14 protein-coding genes and 1 other annotated feature are annotated in these 17,763 nt (G+C 48.9%); of the genes, 13 read left to right on the plus strand and 1 reads right to left on the minus strand.

Annotation, left to right across the window (positions count from 1 at the left end; all coding sequences use genetic code 11):
* Nucleotides 1-98 precede the first annotated feature (98 nt).
* From NQ502_RS16085 to NQ502_RS16140, 12 genes are all read left to right on the plus strand, one after another.
* Nucleotides 99-1,730: an ABC-F family ATP-binding cassette domain-containing protein gene (locus NQ502_RS16085; protein ID WP_028527376.1), complete on the plus strand. Its 1,632-nt coding sequence runs from the start codon at nt 99-101 to the stop codon at nt 1,728-1,730.
* 19 nt (nt 1,731-1,749) lie between these two features.
* Nucleotides 1,750-2,661: a sugar phosphate nucleotidyltransferase gene (locus NQ502_RS16090; protein ID WP_028527375.1), complete on the plus strand. Its 912-nt coding sequence runs from the start codon at nt 1,750-1,752 to the stop codon at nt 2,659-2,661.
* A 165-nt stretch (nt 2,662-2,826) separates the two neighbouring features.
* Nucleotides 2,827-3,846, plus strand: a complete 1,020-nt coding sequence (locus NQ502_RS16095) for a zinc-dependent alcohol dehydrogenase (RefSeq protein ID WP_028527374.1) — start codon at nt 2,827-2,829, stop codon at nt 3,844-3,846.
* Nucleotides 3,847-3,934: 88 nt separating this feature from the next.
* Nucleotides 3,935-4,197, plus strand: a binding site (T-box leader).
* 153 nt (nt 4,198-4,350) lie between these two features.
* The gene (gene trpE, locus NQ502_RS16100; RefSeq protein ID WP_028527373.1) at nt 4,351-5,760 is read left to right on the plus strand and encodes an anthranilate synthase component I; all 1,410 of its coding nucleotides are present in this window, start codon (nt 4,351-4,353) and stop codon (nt 5,758-5,760) included.
* A complete protein-coding gene (locus NQ502_RS16105) occupies nt 5,757-6,326 on the plus strand; it encodes an anthranilate synthase component II (protein ID WP_028527372.1) in 570 nt (189 codons plus the stop codon). The genes trpE and NQ502_RS16105 overlap by 4 nt, the downstream gene beginning before the upstream one ends.
* Nucleotides 6,326-7,123, plus strand: coding sequence for an indole-3-glycerol phosphate synthase TrpC (gene trpC / locus NQ502_RS16110; RefSeq protein ID WP_028527371.1), 798 nt, complete (start codon nt 6,326-6,328; stop codon nt 7,121-7,123). Before NQ502_RS16105 ends, trpC begins: the two co-directional genes overlap by 1 nt.
* Nucleotides 7,120-7,734, plus strand: a complete 615-nt coding sequence (locus NQ502_RS16115) for a phosphoribosylanthranilate isomerase (RefSeq protein WP_028527370.1) — start codon at nt 7,120-7,122, stop codon at nt 7,732-7,734. The genes trpC and NQ502_RS16115 overlap by 4 nt, the downstream gene beginning before the upstream one ends.
* The gene (trpB, locus tag NQ502_RS16120; protein WP_028527369.1) at nt 7,727-8,908 is read left to right on the plus strand and encodes a tryptophan synthase subunit beta; all 1,182 of its coding nucleotides are present in this window, start codon (nt 7,727-7,729) and stop codon (nt 8,906-8,908) included. Before NQ502_RS16115 ends, trpB begins: the two co-directional genes overlap by 8 nt.
* A gap of 11 nt (nt 8,909-8,919) precedes the next feature.
* The gene (trpA, locus tag NQ502_RS16125; RefSeq protein WP_028527368.1) at nt 8,920-9,717 is read left to right on the plus strand and encodes a tryptophan synthase subunit alpha; all 798 of its coding nucleotides are present in this window, start codon (nt 8,920-8,922) and stop codon (nt 9,715-9,717) included.
* 81 nt (nt 9,718-9,798) lie between these two features.
* Nucleotides 9,799-10,383: a biotin transporter BioY gene (locus NQ502_RS16130; RefSeq protein ID WP_044982932.1), complete on the plus strand. Its 585-nt coding sequence runs from the start codon at nt 9,799-9,801 to the stop codon at nt 10,381-10,383.
* A gap of 142 nt (nt 10,384-10,525) precedes the next feature.
* On the plus strand, nt 10,526-14,068 hold the full coding sequence (nifJ, locus tag NQ502_RS16135) for a pyruvate:ferredoxin (flavodoxin) oxidoreductase (protein ID WP_028527367.1): 3,543 nt from the start codon (nt 10,526-10,528) through the stop codon (nt 14,066-14,068).
* Nucleotides 14,069-14,160: 92 nt separating this feature from the next.
* Entirely contained in the window at nt 14,161-15,129 is a 969-nt protein-coding gene (locus tag NQ502_RS16140) for a TIM barrel protein (protein ID WP_049898010.1), read from the plus strand.
* A 67-nt stretch (nt 15,130-15,196) separates the two neighbouring features.
* Here the strand turns inward: NQ502_RS16140 and NQ502_RS16145 are convergent, their stop codons facing one another.
* A complete protein-coding gene (locus NQ502_RS16145) occupies nt 15,197-16,255 on the minus strand; it encodes a LacI family DNA-binding transcriptional regulator (protein ID WP_028527366.1) in 1,059 nt (352 codons plus the stop codon).
* 395 nt (nt 16,256-16,650) lie between these two features.
* Here NQ502_RS16145 and NQ502_RS16150 point away from each other — a divergent pair, with 395 nt between their 5' ends.
* On the plus strand, nt 16,651-17,712 hold the full coding sequence (locus tag NQ502_RS16150; protein WP_028527365.1) for a sugar ABC transporter substrate-binding protein: 1,062 nt from the start codon (nt 16,651-16,653) through the stop codon (nt 17,710-17,712).
* Nucleotides 17,713-17,763 lie beyond the last annotated feature (51 nt).

Genomic DNA, 17,763 nt, shown 5'->3' on the forward strand with positions numbered 1-17,763 from the left:
AGCAGGTTGCCTAATGCTTGACAACCTGTTTTTGCTGTGTCAGAATACACTCATTGGGAAAAATTTAGTCAGTATAGAAAAATGAGGTAAATACGAACATGATAGCAGCAAGTAATGTAACTCTTAGAATAGGAAAGAAGGCGCTCTTTGAAGACGTTAATATCAAGTTCACAGAAGGCAACTGCTATGGACTGATCGGCGCGAACGGTGCGGGAAAATCAACATTTCTGAAGATTCTGTCCGGTCAGCTGGAGACGACAAAGGGTGACATCAGCATCACGCCTGGCCAGCGTCTCTCTTTCCTGCAGCAGGACCATTTCAAATATGACGCCTATTCCGTACTGGATACCGTCATCATGGGAAATGCCCGCCTGTATGAAATCATGAAAGAGAAAGAAGCGATCTATGCCAAGGAGGATTTCACCGACGAGGATGGAATCCGTGCCAGCGAGCTGGAGGGTGAGTTTGCGGAGATGGACGGCTGGGAGGCCGAATCCGATGCGGCTCAGCTGCTGAACGGGCTTGGCATCGAGACAGAGCTGCACTACACGATGATGGCAGATCTGACGGGAAGCCAGAAGGTCAAGGTACTGCTTGCACAGGCGTTATTCGGCAATCCGGACATCCTGCTGCTCGATGAGCCTACGAACCATCTGGACCTGGATGCCATCGCATGGCTGGAGGAGTTTTTAATCAACTTCAACAACACGGTGATCGTGGTTTCCCATGACCGTTATTTCCTGAATAAGGTCTGCACACACACGGCAGACATTGATTACGGCAAGATCCAGCTGTATGCCGGCAACTATGATTTCTGGTTTGAATCCAGCCAGCTGCTGGTAAAACAGATGAAGGAAGCCAACAAGAAGAAGGAAGAGAAGATTAAGGAGCTGCAGGAATTTATCTCCAGGTTCTCTGCAAACGCATCAAAATCAAAACAGGCGACTTCACGTAAACGTGCGCTGGAAAAAATCCAGCTGGATGATATCCGCCCGTCCAGCCGCAAATACCCGTATATTGACTTTCGTCCGAATCGTGAGATCGGAAATGAGGTCCTTATGGTAGAGGGACTGTCAAAGACAATCGACGGAGAAAAGATACTGGACAATATCACGTTTACGCTGGGACATAATGACAAAGTGGCATTTGTCGGCGGCAATGAGCTGGCTAAGACAACATTGTTCCGCATCCTGATGGGTGAGATTGAGCCGGATGAGGGGACCTACAAATGGGGTGTCACCACCAGCCAGGCGTATTTTCCGAAAGACAGCACACAGGAATTTGATAATGATCTGACGATCGCTGACTGGCTGACACAATATTCGGAGATCAAGGATGCAACGTATGTGCGTGGCTTTCTCGGACGTATGCTGTTCGCGGGCGAAGACGGCGTGAAAAAAGTAAAGGTGTTGTCCGGAGGCGAGAAAGTCAGATGCCTGCTTTCGAAAATGATGATCTCAGGATCGAATGTGCTGATCCTGGATGAGCCGACGAACCACCTGGATATGGAGGCGATCACGGCATTGAACAACGGTCTGATCAAGTTCCCGGGTGTTATCCTTTTTGCATCTCATGACCATCAGTTCGTGGAGACGACGGCAAACCGTATCATGGAGATTGTGCCGGGAGGCGTTCTGATCGATAAGATCACGACTTACGATGAATATCTTGCAAGTGACGAGATGGCAAGAAAACGTCAGGTTTACACGATGCAGGAAGAGGATAATTAAATTTTCGGAGGATAGACGTATGAAGAAACCGGTACTGGTAATTATGGCAGCCGGGATGGGCAGCCGTTACGGCGGGCTGAAACAGATTGATCCGGTCGACGACCAGGGACATATCATTATGGATTTTTCGATTCACGATGCGAGAAAAGCCGGATTTGAGAAAGTGATTTTTATTATAAAAAAAGAGAATGAAGCTGATTTCAGAGAGACGATCGGTGACCGTGTGGCAAAGAAGATGAAAGTGGCATACGTTTACCAGGAGCTGACGAATCTTCCGGATGGGATACAGGTTCCGGAGGGGCGTGTGAAGCCGTGGGGAACCGGACATGCAGTTTTGAGCGCCGCAAATGAGATCAACGGTCCGTTTGCTGTGATCAATGCCGATGACTATTACGGGAGCAAAGCGTTCTCCATGATCTATAAATATCTGACGACGCATGATGACAACGGGACATACCGGTATGCCATGGTTGGTTACCATCTGGAGAACACCCTGACCGAAAACGGTCATGTGGCGCGCGGGGTATGTGAGATGGACGAGAGTGGATTTCTCAGCGGCATTCAGGAACGGACCAGGATTGAGAAACGCGGGGATGGTGCGGCGTATACGGAGGATGACGGGGAAACCTGGACATACCTTGCGAATGATGCGACAGTATCCATGAATCTCTGGGGCTTTACTGAGAGTTTTCTGATTGAGCTGCGCAGGCGTTTTCCGAAGTTCCTGGGGAAGGCATTGAAAGAAAATCCGATGAAGGGTGAATATTTTCTGCCGTCAGTGGTCGGTGAGCTGCTGAAGGAAGGGGCCGCAACCGTTCAGGTGCTGAAGTCACCGGATAAATGGTACGGGGTCACTTATAAAGAGGATAAGCCCGTTGTAGTGGAGGCAATTCGAAAGCTTGAGGAGAGCGGACTTTATGACGGCATTTAACTGACGGATGACTGAGAGGACAGGAATAGAACTGGCAGACGGCCGGGATCGGAAGATATCTGATCCTGTCCGTCTGTTTTTTATGTGTCCGGCATTGGACATGATATCAAAAGAAAAATGACATGTGATGTGCTATAATGAAAAGAAAACGGGAGGAAACATGACATGAAAACAATGCAGGCGGCGGTATTCAAGGGGAATGGGATACTGAGTGTAGAGGACCTCCCCTTCCCGGTCATCAAACGTCCGACACAGGTTCTGCTGAAGATCAGGGCGGCGAGTATCTGCGGCAGCGATCTTCACGGACTCATGGTACCCCCGGCTCAACACCTGCCGGAAGGAATCGTGATGGGGCATGAATTTTTCGGTGTAATTGAGGCATGCGGTGAAAATGCAGGCGGATTCGTACCGGGAGACCGAGTCGTAGTCAATCCCGCCATACCGTGCGGGAGATGTTTTGAGTGTACACACGGGCACGAAGAAATCTGCGACCACAACACTCATTACGGACAGACATGTGACGGAGGTTTTGCGGAATACCTTGCGGTGGAGAGCAGCCAGCTTTATAAAGTTCCTGACGGTGTTGCGGCGGATGCCGCGGCTCAGACAGAACCGCTGGCATGCATCATGGGAGGAATCACGAAACTTCAGCCGAAACCGGACGAACATGTCCTGCTGTACGGCGCTGGTCCGATTGGACTGATGTATATCAAGGTTTTGAGGGCTCTGGGTATCAGACATCTTGCGGTCTGTGCAAAAGGAGAAAAACGTAAGCAGGAAGCCGCGAGGTTCGGGGCGGAAATCGTAATCGATTCTGTGCAGGGAAGCATACGGGAGACCCTGATGGAGAAGTGGAGACAGCAGCCGGATGTTGTAATTGATGCTGTCGGTGCGGGTGCCATATTTCCGGAGGCGGTCAACCTGATCAACAGCGGAGGCCGTATCCTTCTGTTTGGATTTAATAAATCGGCAAGATCTGAGATCGCGCCCGCAGATTTCTGCGTGAAAGAGCTGCAGGTGGTGGGATCAAGAAGCAAAGACTTTCCTGCAGCGCTTTCGTTGCTGTCAGAAGGAAGACTGAACCTGGAAGAACTGGTGAGTCACCGGGTTCCGCTCCGGGAAATCGACAAGGGGATCGCACTGATGCGCAGCAGGGAGGCCACGCGGGTGATTGTATGTCCGTGAAAGACGATGCCCCGCCTGAACCGTTACGATTTGCAAAAGAACTATTGACAGTATTACTGCAAAGTGCTAAACTAAAATAAATTAAGAGTTAAAATCAAGGAACAAAGAGAGTACAGACAACAGAAGCATCACAGAGAGCCGGTGGTGGTGGAAGCCGGTATGGGGAAGTGTTTGGAATGGGTTTGGGAGATGCAAGGTGAATTACAGTAGCTGACGCCGTGTCCTCACGTTACAGGGGAAGGATATCGAAGGAGACTTCCGTATCTGAATCAGAGGAGAGTCTGTTGCCGAATGGCGAGGGATTCTTGAATTAGGGTGGTACCACGCATATTTGCATATGTCGTCCCTGGCTTTTGCCAGGGGCGTTTTTATCGTGTAGGAAACTTTGTTCCCTATACGATAAAAACCATCCGGGGGGATGCACACTCTTTTTCGTCTTATGTATACAGGGACATCCCGCAGCAACACCCCGGACCGAATGTTAAAAACAGGAGGAAGTAAAGAATGAAACGAGTATTGAGAGCATACAGAAAAACAGTCAGCATTGTAAATGAATCCAGCGTCGCGCTGTTTGAGGGACTTTCAGCAGGGAAAAAGGCGTTTTTGCTTGAAAGCTATGACAAAAACTATGACAGGTATACATTTATGGGGGTGGATCCGGAAGAAATCATTCATTCGGACAGTAACGGCATTGTCATTGAATACAGGGACGGAAGTGTAAGGGCACAGCAGGGAAATCCTCTGGAGCTTCTGAAGGCATATTATGATCAGTTTCAGGTCACGAAGGATGACGGAGAACTGCCATTTACCGGGGGATTTGTGGGCGCGCTGGGGTATGACTTCGTGAGATACTCAGAAGATCTGCCGGATAAAAATCCGGATGAGATCGGGATTGAGACCGTACAGTTCATGGTGACTACGAAATATATTGTGATTGACCATGTGGCGGAAACTCTGACAGGGGTCTGCCTGAGAGAGGATACGGACAGGGGACGCGCAGAGGGAGAACGCGAAGCAGAGCAGCTCGTAGCGGATGCAAGAGCGAAGATGAAGGAGGCGCCGTGCACGTATGACCACGGCGGAATTCTGAAAGAAAAATCGGATACACGGGAACAGTATTCTGAAAAAGTAGAAAAGATCAAAGAATACATTCGCGAGGGACATATCTTTCAGACGGTGCTTTCACAGCGGTGGACGATCGAGACGAAGCGGAGCGGACTGGATCTCTATAAAGAACTGCGCATCCTGAACCCGTCCCCGTATCTGTACTATTTTAATTTTGGTGAATTTGAGATCATCGGGAGTTCTCCGGAGATGCTGGTAAAGCAGACGGATAACAGGGTGTATACCTGTCCGATTGCCGGTACGCGTCCCAGAGGAAGAGATAAGGCTGAGGATGAGCGGCTGAAAAAAGACCTGCTCTCAGATGAGAAGGAAAAGGCGGAGCATGTGATGCTGGTGGATCTGGCAAGAAATGATATGGGACGGATCTCCCAGTTCGGAACCGTAAAGGTGACCCAGTTTATGGAAGTGCAGAACTATTCACATGTGATGCATATGGTTTCACTGGTTGAAGGCAGGAAAAACGGAACATACCATCCGCTTGATCTGACGGCTTCGTTCCTTCCGGCAGGTACTTTGAGCGGTGCGCCTAAGATCCGGGCGATGGAGATCATCGATGAGCTGGAAGATTTCCGGCGCGGTCTATACGGAGGTGCTGTCGGTTACATTGATTTTAACGGAAATATGGATTTCTGTATTACGATCCGGACGATGATAAAAAAGGGGAAAAAAGTATATCTTCAGGCGGGGGCAGGGATCGTGGCGGATTCTGTTGCGGAATCAGAGTATACGGAATGCTGTAATAAGGTGATGGCACTCGCAAAGACATTGGTTAAGGAGGAACATCTATGATACTGCTGATTGATAATTATGACTCATTTACGTATAATCTGTATCAGTATATGGGAATCTTTACGCCGGATATTAAAGTTGTCAGAAATGATAAAATCACTATGCAGGAAATCGCGTCTGCGGATCCCGCGAAAATCGTTCTTTCGCCGGGGCCCAAGAACCCGAAAGAGGCGGGAATCTGTATGGACGTGGTCAGAGAATATACGGGCAGGAAACCGATCCTCGGTATCTGCCTGGGACATCAGTGCATTGGTGAGGCACTCGGCGGGACGGTCTCCTATGCCAAAAAGCTGTTTCATGGAAAGCAGTCTCTGGTCACGCATGACGGGAGCAGCATCTTTACCGGAATCAACTCACCGGTCAGAGTGGCGCGGTATCACTCGCTTGCGGTGCAGAGAGAAGATCTTCCGGACTGTCTGAAGATACTGGCTGAGACAGAAGACGGGGAAGTCATGGCGATGAAGCACAGAGAACATCCTGTGGTGGGTCTGCAGTTCCACCCGGAATCAATTTATACGGAACATGGAAAACGGCTGATTGAAAATTTTGTTAATGGGGTGATCTGATGATACTGGATGAAATTATAGCTGCGAAGCGGCAGCGGCTAAAACAACATAAGCGGGAAACGGATGAGGAAACAATGCGGCGGACGGCGTATAAGCTGGCGGATGAGGGAGAGCGAAACGGACATCTCTTTTACCAGGCACTCGCCAAACCGGGACTTTCCATCATCGGGGAGTTTAAGAAGGCTTCTCCGAGTATGGGGGTCATCGATCATAAGATTGAACTGCTGGATAGGATCGATCAGTATAATGATGCGATGGATGCGATCTCCTGTCTGACGGAGGAGGATTTTTTTCACGGCAGTGCAGAGATTTTTCAGAAGGTCAGATCGATGAGTGAACTGCCGATGATCCGGAAAGACTTTATCATTGAACCGTATCAGGTATATGAGGCGAAAGTCATCGGTGCGGACGCCGTACTGCTGATCGCTGCGATACTGGATGATGAGACCATGAGAGAGCTGTATGAACTGGCGGAAAGCCTCGCGCTTGATGTTCTGCTGGAAGTTCACGATGAACATGAAATGCAGAGAGCTCTGAATCTGGGTGCCAGAATACTGGGTGTTAATAACAGGGATCTGAAAGACTTTACGATCCGGCTGGAGACGACAAAACGACTGACAGATATGGTGCCGCGGGACAGAATCCTGGTCTCAGAGAGCGGAGTGACGGGCGAGTCGGATATTCTGTATCTGAAGGACTGCCGGGTGGATGCATTGCTGATCGGGAGGGCTTTCATGGAGTCTGAGCGTCCGAAGGAGCTGGGAAGAAGATGGAAGGAGTTGTTTGCTGACACATGAAGATACCGGAAATTAAAATATGCGGACTGACAACGATGAAAGATGTGCGGCTGGTGTTGAAATATAAAGCGGAGTATGCCGGCGTGGTGATGTTCTGTGAAAAGAGCAGGAGGAATAATACGATGGAAAATGCCTGGAAACTGGCAGCCTCCCTCGGCAGTCAGATCCAGAAGGTTGCGGTCTGTGAATCGCCGACCAGAGAGCAGGTACAGATGATCGAGCACATGGGGTATGATATCCTTCAGGTGCACGGCGAACTTGGCCGGGATGTTCTGAGCGCGACAAGTCTCCCCGTATTTCGTGCGTATAATGTCGGGGGTTCGGATGAGGTGCAGCCGGAGCGCAGCGATAAGATTATCGCCTATGTACTGGATGGGGCGGTAGCCGGGAGCGGTGAGAAGTTTGAATGGAATGACATGAAAAGCTTTGACAGAGACGGGAAAAAACTGGTGCTCGCAGGCGGACTTACCGCAGACAATGTCAGAGAGGGGATCAGAGTGATGGCTCCGGACATTGTGGATGTCAGTTCTTACGTAGAACGAAAAAGCGGAGAAGGAAAAGACGAAGATAAGATCAGGAAATTTGTGGAAAGGGTACGGGAGAATGGATAAATATTACGGACAATACGGTGGACAGTTTGTATCTGAGACATTGATGAATACGCTTGCGGAACTTGAGCAGGCGTTTGAGGAGGCGATCGGTGATCCGGCATTTCTGAGAGAATATGAGTATTATCTGAAAGAGTATGTGGGGAGAGAGACACCGCTGTATTTTGCGCAGCGTCTGACAGAAAAATACGGACCCAGAATATACCTGAAGCGGGAAGATCTGAACCATACGGGAGCACACAAGATCAACAATGTGATCGGCCAGATCCTCCTCGCAAGACGTATGGGAAAGACGAAGGTGATCGCTGAGACGGGAGCGGGTCAGCATGGTGTGGCGACTGCTACCGGTGCGGCGCTGTTCGGCATGGAGTGCACGGTTTATATGGGGGCGGAGGATATCGAACGCCAGAAATTGAATGTGCTTCGCATGGAAATGCTGGGTGCCAGAGTGGTCAGTGTGACGTCCGGGAGCAATACACTCAAAGATGCTACGAATGAGGCGATCCGCAGCTGGGCCAGACTGGCAGAAGATACCTTTTATGTGATCGGATCAGCGGTCGGACCGCACCCGTATCCGAGGATGGTGAAAACATTTCAGAGTGTCATCAGCCGTGAGGCCAGACGGCAGTTTCTGGAAAAAGAAGGCAAACTCCCGGATGTGGTTATAGCATGTGTCGGAGGGGGATCCAACTCCATCGGCATGTTCGCCGAATTTCTCGAAGATCCGGAAGTGAAACTGATCGGGGTGGAAGCAGCGGGACTCGGTATCGAGACGGGCAAGCATGCGAGTGCGATGGCGCTGGGGAAGCCCGGGACGCTGCATGGGATGCTGTCGTATCTTCTTCAGGATGAGAATGGGAACGTGCAGCTTGCACATTCTATTTCTGCAGGCCTTGATTATCCGGGTGTCGGTCCTGAGCATGCATATCTCAAAGATACGAAAAGAGTGGAATATGTGTCTGTGACCGACCAGGAGGCGATGGATGCGCTGATGGAGCTGTGCAGGCTGGAGGGGATCATTCCGGCGATCGAGAGCGCACACGCGCTTGCCCATGTATGTAAGGTGTCAAAGAACATGTCGAAGGATGAAAGCATCATCGTGTGTCTGTCAGGGCGGGGAGATAAGGATGTCCACACGATTTCGGATTATCTGGAAGGAAAAGATTATTTATACTGAGGAGGTCAGCGATGAACAGAATAGAAAACCATTTACAGAGACTGAACGAAAAAGGCGAGAAAGCGTTTATCACATATATGACGGCGGGCCTCCCTGATATGCAGGGGATGAAAGATATCATGCGGGCGCAGGAAGAGGCCGGCGTTGATATTATCGAACTGGGCATTCCGTTTTCCGACCCTGTCGCAGACGGTCCGGTGATTCAGGAGGCTTCGTACAGATCGATTCTGAAAGGGACGAACCTGAACTCGGTATTTCAGGCTGTCGGTGAGGCACGTGAGGAAGGGCTTGGCGTACCGATCGTATTTATGATGTATTATAATACCATCCTGCATTACGGACTGGAGAAGTTTGCCGGACGGTGTGCCCAAATCGGGGTGGACGGCCTGATCATCCCGGATCTTCCGTATGAGGAACAGGAACCGCTGAAAAGTGCACTGATGAAGGTGGAAGGAGCTCCGGTGATTATCCAGCTCGTATCACCGCTGTCCAGGCAGAGGATTCCCATGATTCTGGAAGAGGCGCGGGGGTTCGTGTACTGCGTTTCGTCAATGGGAGTGACTGGCCAGGAAGCAGCGTTTTATTCGGAAGTCGCAGCGTACTTAAAAGAAGTGAAACGCGTATCCTGGATTCCGGTGATGATGGGATTCGGGATTCGGGAAGCATCCGATGTGAAGATGGTTGCGGACACGATCGACGGGGCAATCGTCGGTTCGCATTTTATCAGGCTTCTGGAAGAGAGTCAATACGATACGGACACGGTGAAAACATATATTCGTACCTTTAAAGAAGAACTGAATAAAATGTAAACCTACATAGATGGTAAGTTGACAAGTTGATTGTAAACTGATAATATAAAATAGTTAACAAATAAAAGGAGTGTACAATCAATGAAAAAAAAGATATTGTCGACGAGAGATATGATCATGATCGGAATGTTTACGGCGATCCTTGCAGTGCTGTCTGTGCTGCAGATACCGGCGCCGTCAGGTGTACCGTTTACGCTTCAGACGTTTGTCGTCGCACTCTCGGGATATGTACTGGGAACGAAGCGGGGCGTTATGGTCATTCTGCTCTATATCATTCTGGGGCTTTCCGGGGTACCCGTTTTTTCCGGGATGAAGGGCGGGTTTGGCGTGCTGCTGGGACCTACGGGAGGATTTATTATCGGTTTTCTCGGACTGGCAGCTCTGTGCGGAGCCGCATTGCTGTACAGAAAGAAAACAGCCTGCGCGGCAGTCGGACTGGCGGGTCTTGCCGTCTGCCATATCTTAGGGGTATTCTGGTTCGCATTTCTCATGAAGCAGGGGATACCGGAGTCTTTTCTGCTGGTCAGTGCCCCGTATCTGGTCAAGGACCTCCTGTCGGTGGCGGGCGCATACGCTGTGTCAGGGCTGCTGAGAAAAGGGCTGTATCAGGCGGGATTCCGGGAACAGCCGGAGGGCAGAGGCATATTGAATAAGAATACAAAGTGAGGTTTGTTTTTTTCAGGAAACATGACGAATAAATTGCCCAAGCAAATGGACATTGCGAATATTTGGTGGTATAATAAAGCACAAAGTGACTATGGCAGGCAATTACAGTCTGTTCATACCAAATAAGGAGGAAATATAAGCAATGGCAAGAAAGATGAAAACCATGGATGGTAATCATGCAGCCGCTCATGCATCCTATGCGTATTCCGACGTGGCAGCAATTTACCCGATCACACCATCATCTGTTATGGCTGAAGCGACAGACGAATGGGCAACCCAGGGAAGAAAGAACATTTTCGGACAGGAAGTACAGGTTACAGAAATGCAGTCTGAAGCAGGCGCGGCAGGTGCAGTACACGGCTCTCTGGCGGCAGGTGCCCTGACGACTACATATACGGCATCACAGGGATTACTGCTGATGATTCCGAACCTTTATAAAATTGCAGGCGAGCAGCTTCCGGGTGTGTTTAACGTATCCGCTCGTGCGCTTGCAAGCCATGCACTGTCTATTTTCGGAGATCATTCCGATGTATACGCGTGCCGTCAGACAGGCTGTGCAATGCTTTGCGAGTCCAGCGTACAGGAAGTTATGGACCTGACTCCGGTTGCACACTGTGCGGCACTGAAGGGGAAAGTTCCGTTTATTAACTTCTTCGACGGTTTCCGTACCTCCCATGAGATTCAGAAAATTGAGACATGGGATTATGAGGATCTGAAAGATATGGTAGATATGGATGCGATCGACGCATTCCGCATGAATGCGCTGAATCCAAATCATCCATGTCAGAGAGGTTCTGCGCAGAACCCTGACATTTTCTTCCAGGCAAGAGAAGCATGTAATCCGTATTACGATGCCCTTCCGGCGATCGTACAGGAATACATGGATAAAGTAAATGAAAAGATCGGTACAGACTATAAACTGTTCAACTACTACGGTGCGGCTGATGCTGAACACGTGATCGTTGCAATGGGATCTGCCTGCGATACGATCGAAGAGACGATTGACTATATGCTGGCAGCAGGCAAAAAAGTCGGTGTCGTAAAAGTACGTCTTTACAGACCGTTTAGCGCACAGGCGCTGATCGATGCGATTCCGGATTCTGTAAAACAGATCTCTGTTCTTGACAGAACAAAAGAGCCGGGTGCACTTGGCGAGCCGCTTTATCTGGATGTTGTTGCAGCACTGAAAGGATCGAAATTCGACGCAGTACCGATACTGTCCGGACGTTACGGACTCGGTTCCAAAGATACGACTCCTGCACAGATCGTTGCAGTATTTGAAAATACAGAAAAGAAAATATTTACAATCGGTATCGAAGATGATGTGACAAACCTGTCGCTGAAACTGGGCGCTCCGCTTGTCACCACTCCGGAAGGAACGATCAACTGTAAGTTCTGGGGACTCGGTGCAGACGGTACGGTAGGCGCAAATAAAAACTCCATCAAGATCATCGGTGATAACACAGATATGTACGCACAGGCATACTTTGACTATGATTCAAAGAAATCCGGCGGTGTTACGATGTCCCATCTGCGTTTTGGTAAAAAGGCGATCAAGTCTACATACCTGATCAGACAGGCAAACTTTGTTGCATGTCACAATCCGTCTTATATTGATAAATACAATATGGTTCAGGAACTGGTTGACGGCGGTACGTTCCTTCTGAACTGTCCATGGGATATGGAAGGAATTGAGAAGCATCTGCCAGGACAGGTTAAGAGCTATATGGCGAACCATAATATCAAGTTCTACGTGATCGACGGTATCAAGATCGGTAAAGAGATCGGACTTGGCGGACGTATCAACACGGTGCTTCAGTCAGCGTTCTTTAAACTTGCGAACATCATTCCGGAAGAAGAGGCGATCAGCCTGATGAAAGCAGCTGCAAAAGCTACTTACGGAAGAAAAGGTGACGCAATCGTACAGATGAACTACGATGCGATCGACGCCGGCGCAAAACAGGTGGTAGAGATCCAGGTTCCGGAAAGCTGGAAGAATGCAGCTGACGAAGGACTTGCCATGACACACGCAGAAGGCGGAAGAAAAGACGTCGTCGATTTCGTTAACAATATCCAGGCGAAAGTAAATGCTCAGGAAGGTAACTCTCTGCCTGTATCCGCATTTAAGGACTATGTGGATGGTACGACCCCTTCCGGTTCTTCGGCGTATGAAAAACGTGGTATCGCAGTTGATATCCCGATGTGGAATCCGGAAAACTGTATTCAGTGTAACCGCTGTGCTTATGTATGTCCGCACGCAGTTATCCGTCCGGCTGCCATGACGGCAGAAGAAGTTGCAAATGCTCCGGAAGGAATCCAGACACTGCCTCTTACCGGTATGGACGGATACAGCTTTACGATGTCAGTCTCTGCTCTGGACTGTACAGGATGCGGTTCCTGTGTGAATGTATGCCCGGGCAAAAAAGGTGCGAAGGCACTTGCCATGGAAAATATGGAAGCAAATGCGGGAGTACAGAAATACTTCGATTACACAGTAACACTTCCGGAAAAAGAAGATGTAATTGCGAAATTTAAAGAGGCTACTGTCAAGGGAAGCCAGTTTAAGACTCCTCTGCTTGAGTTCTCCGGAGCCTGTGCGGGATGTGGTGAGACACCGTATGCAAAACTGATCACACAGCTGTTTGGTGACAGAATGTACATCGCAAACGCGACCGGATGTTCATCAATCTGGGGTAACTCTTCACCGTCCACACCTTACACGGTAAATGCGGCAGGAAAAGGCCCGGCATGGTCAAACTCTCTGTTTGAAGATAATGCTGAGTTTGGATACGGTATGCTGCTGGCACAGAATGCGATCCGTGAAGGCATCAGGACAAAGATTGAGGATATCGTTGAGAACGGACAGAACGAAGATGTGAAAGCAGCCGGAAAAGAATGGCTGGAGACATACAGCTGCGGTGCAGCCAACGGAGCGGCTACAGACAAACTGATCGCTGCCCTGGAAGCATGCGGATGTGATACCTCAAAAGAACTGCTGAAGAAGAAAGATTTCATGGCTAAGAAATCTCAGTGGATCTTCGGCGGTGACGGATGGGCTTATGATATCGGATTCGGCGGTGTTGACCATGTTCTGGCAAGCGGCAAAGATATCAACGTCATGGTATTTGACACAGAAGTATACTCAAATACCGGCGGACAGGCATCGAAATCCACTCCGACAGGTGCGATTGCACAGTTTGCTGCCGGCGGTAAAGACGTGAAGAAAAAAGATATGGCGAGCATTGCAATGAGCTATGGCTATGTATATGTAGCACAGATCTCCATGGGAGCAGACTTCAATCAGACTGTAAAAGCGATCGCAGAAGCAGAAGCATACCCGGGACCATCCCTGATCATCGCCTATGCTCCATGTATCAACCATGGTATTAAGAAGGGGATGAGCAAAGCTCAGACAGAAGAAGAGCTGGCAGTGAAATCCGGCTACTGGCATAACTTCCGTTTCAATCCGGCACTTAAGGCGGAAGGTAAAGACGCATTTATCCTGGATTCCAAAGAGCCGACAGAAAGCTATCAGGACTTCCTGGACGGAGAGGTGCGTTATAATTCACTGAAACGTGCAAATCCGGAAAAAGCAGCAAAACTGTTTGCGAAATCAGAGGAAGAAGCAAAAGAAAGATATGATTATCTCAAGAAGCTGACAACTCTGTACGGAAGTGAAAAGTAAAGACGTAAAACAATAAAAGGGCGGCCGCCTGTGATTTTTAAAAGTCATAGCGGCCGCTTTTTGCGTTGTGATGACAGGCAGAGAGGGAGTTTATGATACACTCATTTAATTTTACCAACGTAGACGATGAACTTGCGCGTTTCGGCGGAGCTGAGCAGATGAGACAGTTCGCGGAGGCGCATGGCTGTTCCGGGATTGAACTTCAGATATACCAGGACCCGGCGAAAGGGTGGCTGGATGGAGAGCTGGTGCAGGGGATCCATCTGTCCTTCTGGAATAACTGGATGGATCTGTGGGCCGGAAATGAGCACGGACTGCTGGCAGAGTTCGGTGATATGAAGACCGTGGAAGAATACTACGGCGGCATATCGCGGGAGGCAATCATCAGGAAACTGAACCGGGAACTGAATCTGGCATCTGAGCTGGGGGCAAAATATGTAGTCTTCCACGTATCAGAGATTACGATTCCGCAGTCATACCACCGGAGGTTTGCCTATACGGACGAAGAGGTGATCGATGCCTCCTGTGATCTGATCAATATGCTGATGGAAGACAGAGAGCCTTCCTATGAATTTCTGATGGAAAATCTCTGGTGGCCGGGTCTGAATTATCAGCGTCCGGATATGGTAAAACGCCTGCTGGAAGGCGTAAGGTATGAAAAGAAGGGACTGATGCTGGATACCGGGCATCTGATGAACTGCAATACGGGTCTGCGCACGCAGGAGGAGGCTGTGCAGTACATTTTCCGGATTCTGAAGATGCAGGAAGATATTCTTCCCTATATCCGCGGAGTGCATCTCAACGCCTCCCTTTCGGGAGAATACGTGGAAGAAATACGGGGGAAAGAACCCGCTCTCGCGGAAACCTACTGGGATCGATGGTGTCAGGTGTTTGCTCATGTTTTTCAGATGGATCAGCATCAGGCATTTTATGATCCGGGTGTGCTGGATTTGGTTCAGTACATTGCACCGGAGTACCTGACGCATGAGCTGATCAGCAGGGATCTTGATGAACTCGGGCGCATGATCGACCGCCAGCAGAATGTGATACGGAGCCGGTAAACCGGAGGTGCAAAATGAACAGCAGATTTCTCAGTAATTATTAAAGAGAAAGCTGCTGTTTTTGTAATTAAAAATCCTTTAAGTGCTCATTTTCAAACATATCAATATTGGCATCGGTTCCGATATAAATTGGTGTCCTGATATTGACGGGAGGCGGCGCAATATTAGATATCAGGTATTCATAAAGAGATTTGATCACGATTTTTCCAAGCTTATAGGGCGTTAATCCGATGGTGTAATCGATAACACCTTCTTTCACATAGTGCATGACCTTAGGTGCAAAGATCAGAGAAACCAGTTTTACTTTTTTCTGTTTTCCGGCGTCGATGACTGCCTGTGCCATATCTTCCGAGAAACAAACGCAGTTCCACATACCTTTCAGGTTTGGATAAGACTTCAGTATGGCAGCGGTTTTCTGATAAGTAATCACATGCTGGCTCAAAGTTTCTTCAATCGCAACAATGCGCACTGCAGGGGCATGCTCCTTCAGATATGCAGTAAAGCCCTCGATCCTCTGTATGCATGAATTGACGTTCATGGAGCCGGTAAGCAGCGCGATTTCCCCTTCATATCCGATGGATTTACACAGCAGGGAAGCAGAAATCTGTCCGGTCCGGTACAGGTCTTCACCGATAAAGCTGACGCGCCGGCTGTTGGGAAGGTCAGCATCATAAGTAAAAACAGGAATGTTCATATCGGCAAAGTCGGATATGAGTTCGGTGATATGTTTATTCCGAAGCCCCCGCAGTGCAATGCCGTCTATGGGGAGTTCCTTAAAATGTTTCAGAATAGCAATCAGCTGCTGCGGCTCGTAGTTGGCACAGTGATAATAATCTACATGAAGCCCGTAAGGCTGGAATTCCAGATAACTGGTATCCATGCCTGCTTTAAGAGAATTCATAAAATCATCCTGCAGTTCCGGAATAATAACTGCAATTCGTATCTGTTTCTTTTCTTCCCGCATGTATTTTCTGAGGTGAACGGGCTGATAATTGGTCTCGATAATGATTGCCTTGATCTTTTCGCGTACAGCGTCGCTGACGCCGGGGCGGTTGTGGATGACTTTGTCCACGGTTGCCCGGGATACACCTGCAAGATCGGCGATGGCCTGTGTGGTAATCTTCATAAAATCCCCCTTTAATTTGACAAAAAATAAGAATGTTAACCTCCTATTGTGATTGTATAGGCAAAAGAAATAAATGTCAACATAAAATGTAACGTTGATTTCGTTTTCGTTCAAATGAACGTAAAAATACACAGAAGCAAAACGAGTGTTCACGAGAACGCAATAAAAAATATGGCAGAATATATAAAGAAAAATTGGATATATGGCAGTTTATTGACAAAATGAACACATAATCATAAAATAAGCCTAAACAAAGCGAAGAAAATACAAATGTGATGCAACTGAAAATGTAAATTAAAATGTAGACCTGTTAAAGGACGAAAGTATTCAGTACACGGCGTGACAGCTGTGACTGGTGCAAGATAAAAAGCAAGCAAGAAGAAAGGAAGGAAAGTATGAAGAAAAGAGTGTTGGGACTGTTGGTTGGAATCATGATGGTAGTTTCTCTGATTGGCTGCGGAGGCGGCGACACGGCGGATAGCAAGGAGACCTCCGGCACGGAGGCGGCTGACGGCGGAGACGCCGCCGCAAAAGACGGTGCGGAGGCAGATTCTGCTGCCGGCGGGGGATCCGGGGGGCTGATGAAGGCGGAAGACATTGTCGTCTGTTTCTCGAATAAAGGACAGAATGCATGGCTGGAGCAGCAGAGTATTGGCGTGAAAGAGGCGTGTAAAGATCTCGGGCTGCCGGATCCGACGGTTGTCTATGCAGATTCACAGGAGAATGCGGAGTCTCAGGTGCAGGCGATTGAAGATTTTATGTCTCTTGGTGCGGATGTTATCATTATCGATCCGATTTCAGCAGATGTTGTGAAACAGGCGCTGCAGAATGCAAAGGACGAGGGCGTTGTGGTGATCGATGTGGATTCAGTCGGCGGTCTGAATGATGTCACGGACTGTTCCATCGGGTTGGATGAATATACGGCATCCTATGAGGGCGCTGAGAAATTCTGCCAGGATTATCTGGAAAAAGGGGACGGGGTTATCATCATTGCCGGAAATCAGGGCGATGCAAACGGTGAAAACCGTCTGAAAGGCATGACAGAGGCGTGTGAGGCAAATGGAATGGAAGTGCTCGGCACACAGTACACAGACTGGACGGCGGCAAAGACGACAGCAGCGATGGAAGACTTTATCACTTCTAAGGGAGATGATATTAAAGGTGTTCTGGTTCCGTCCGATGACATGGGACTTGGGGCTATCACAGCGCTGGAGCAGGCCGGAATGATCGATAACGTGAAGATGATGGGATACGGAGGATTCCAGGTGGCACTGGACGCAATAGCAGACGGAAAAATGTCAATGACTGTGGGCATGCACCCGTATGACTGCGGATATCAGGCGGTAGAGAATGCAGTGAATATCCTGACAAAAGGGGAAGAGCCGAAAGAACATTTTATCGACGTCGGCACAGACCTTATTACGACAGAAAACTACAAGGATTTTAAAGGCTTCTGATGAAAACTATATACGATTTTAATATAGGACTGTTGATGGAAACAAGATAAA

The sequence above is a fragment of the Ruminococcus gauvreauii genome, assembly GCF_025151995.1.
Taxonomy (GTDB): domain Bacteria; phylum Bacillota; class Clostridia; order Lachnospirales; family Lachnospiraceae; genus Ruminococcus_G; species Ruminococcus_G gauvreauii.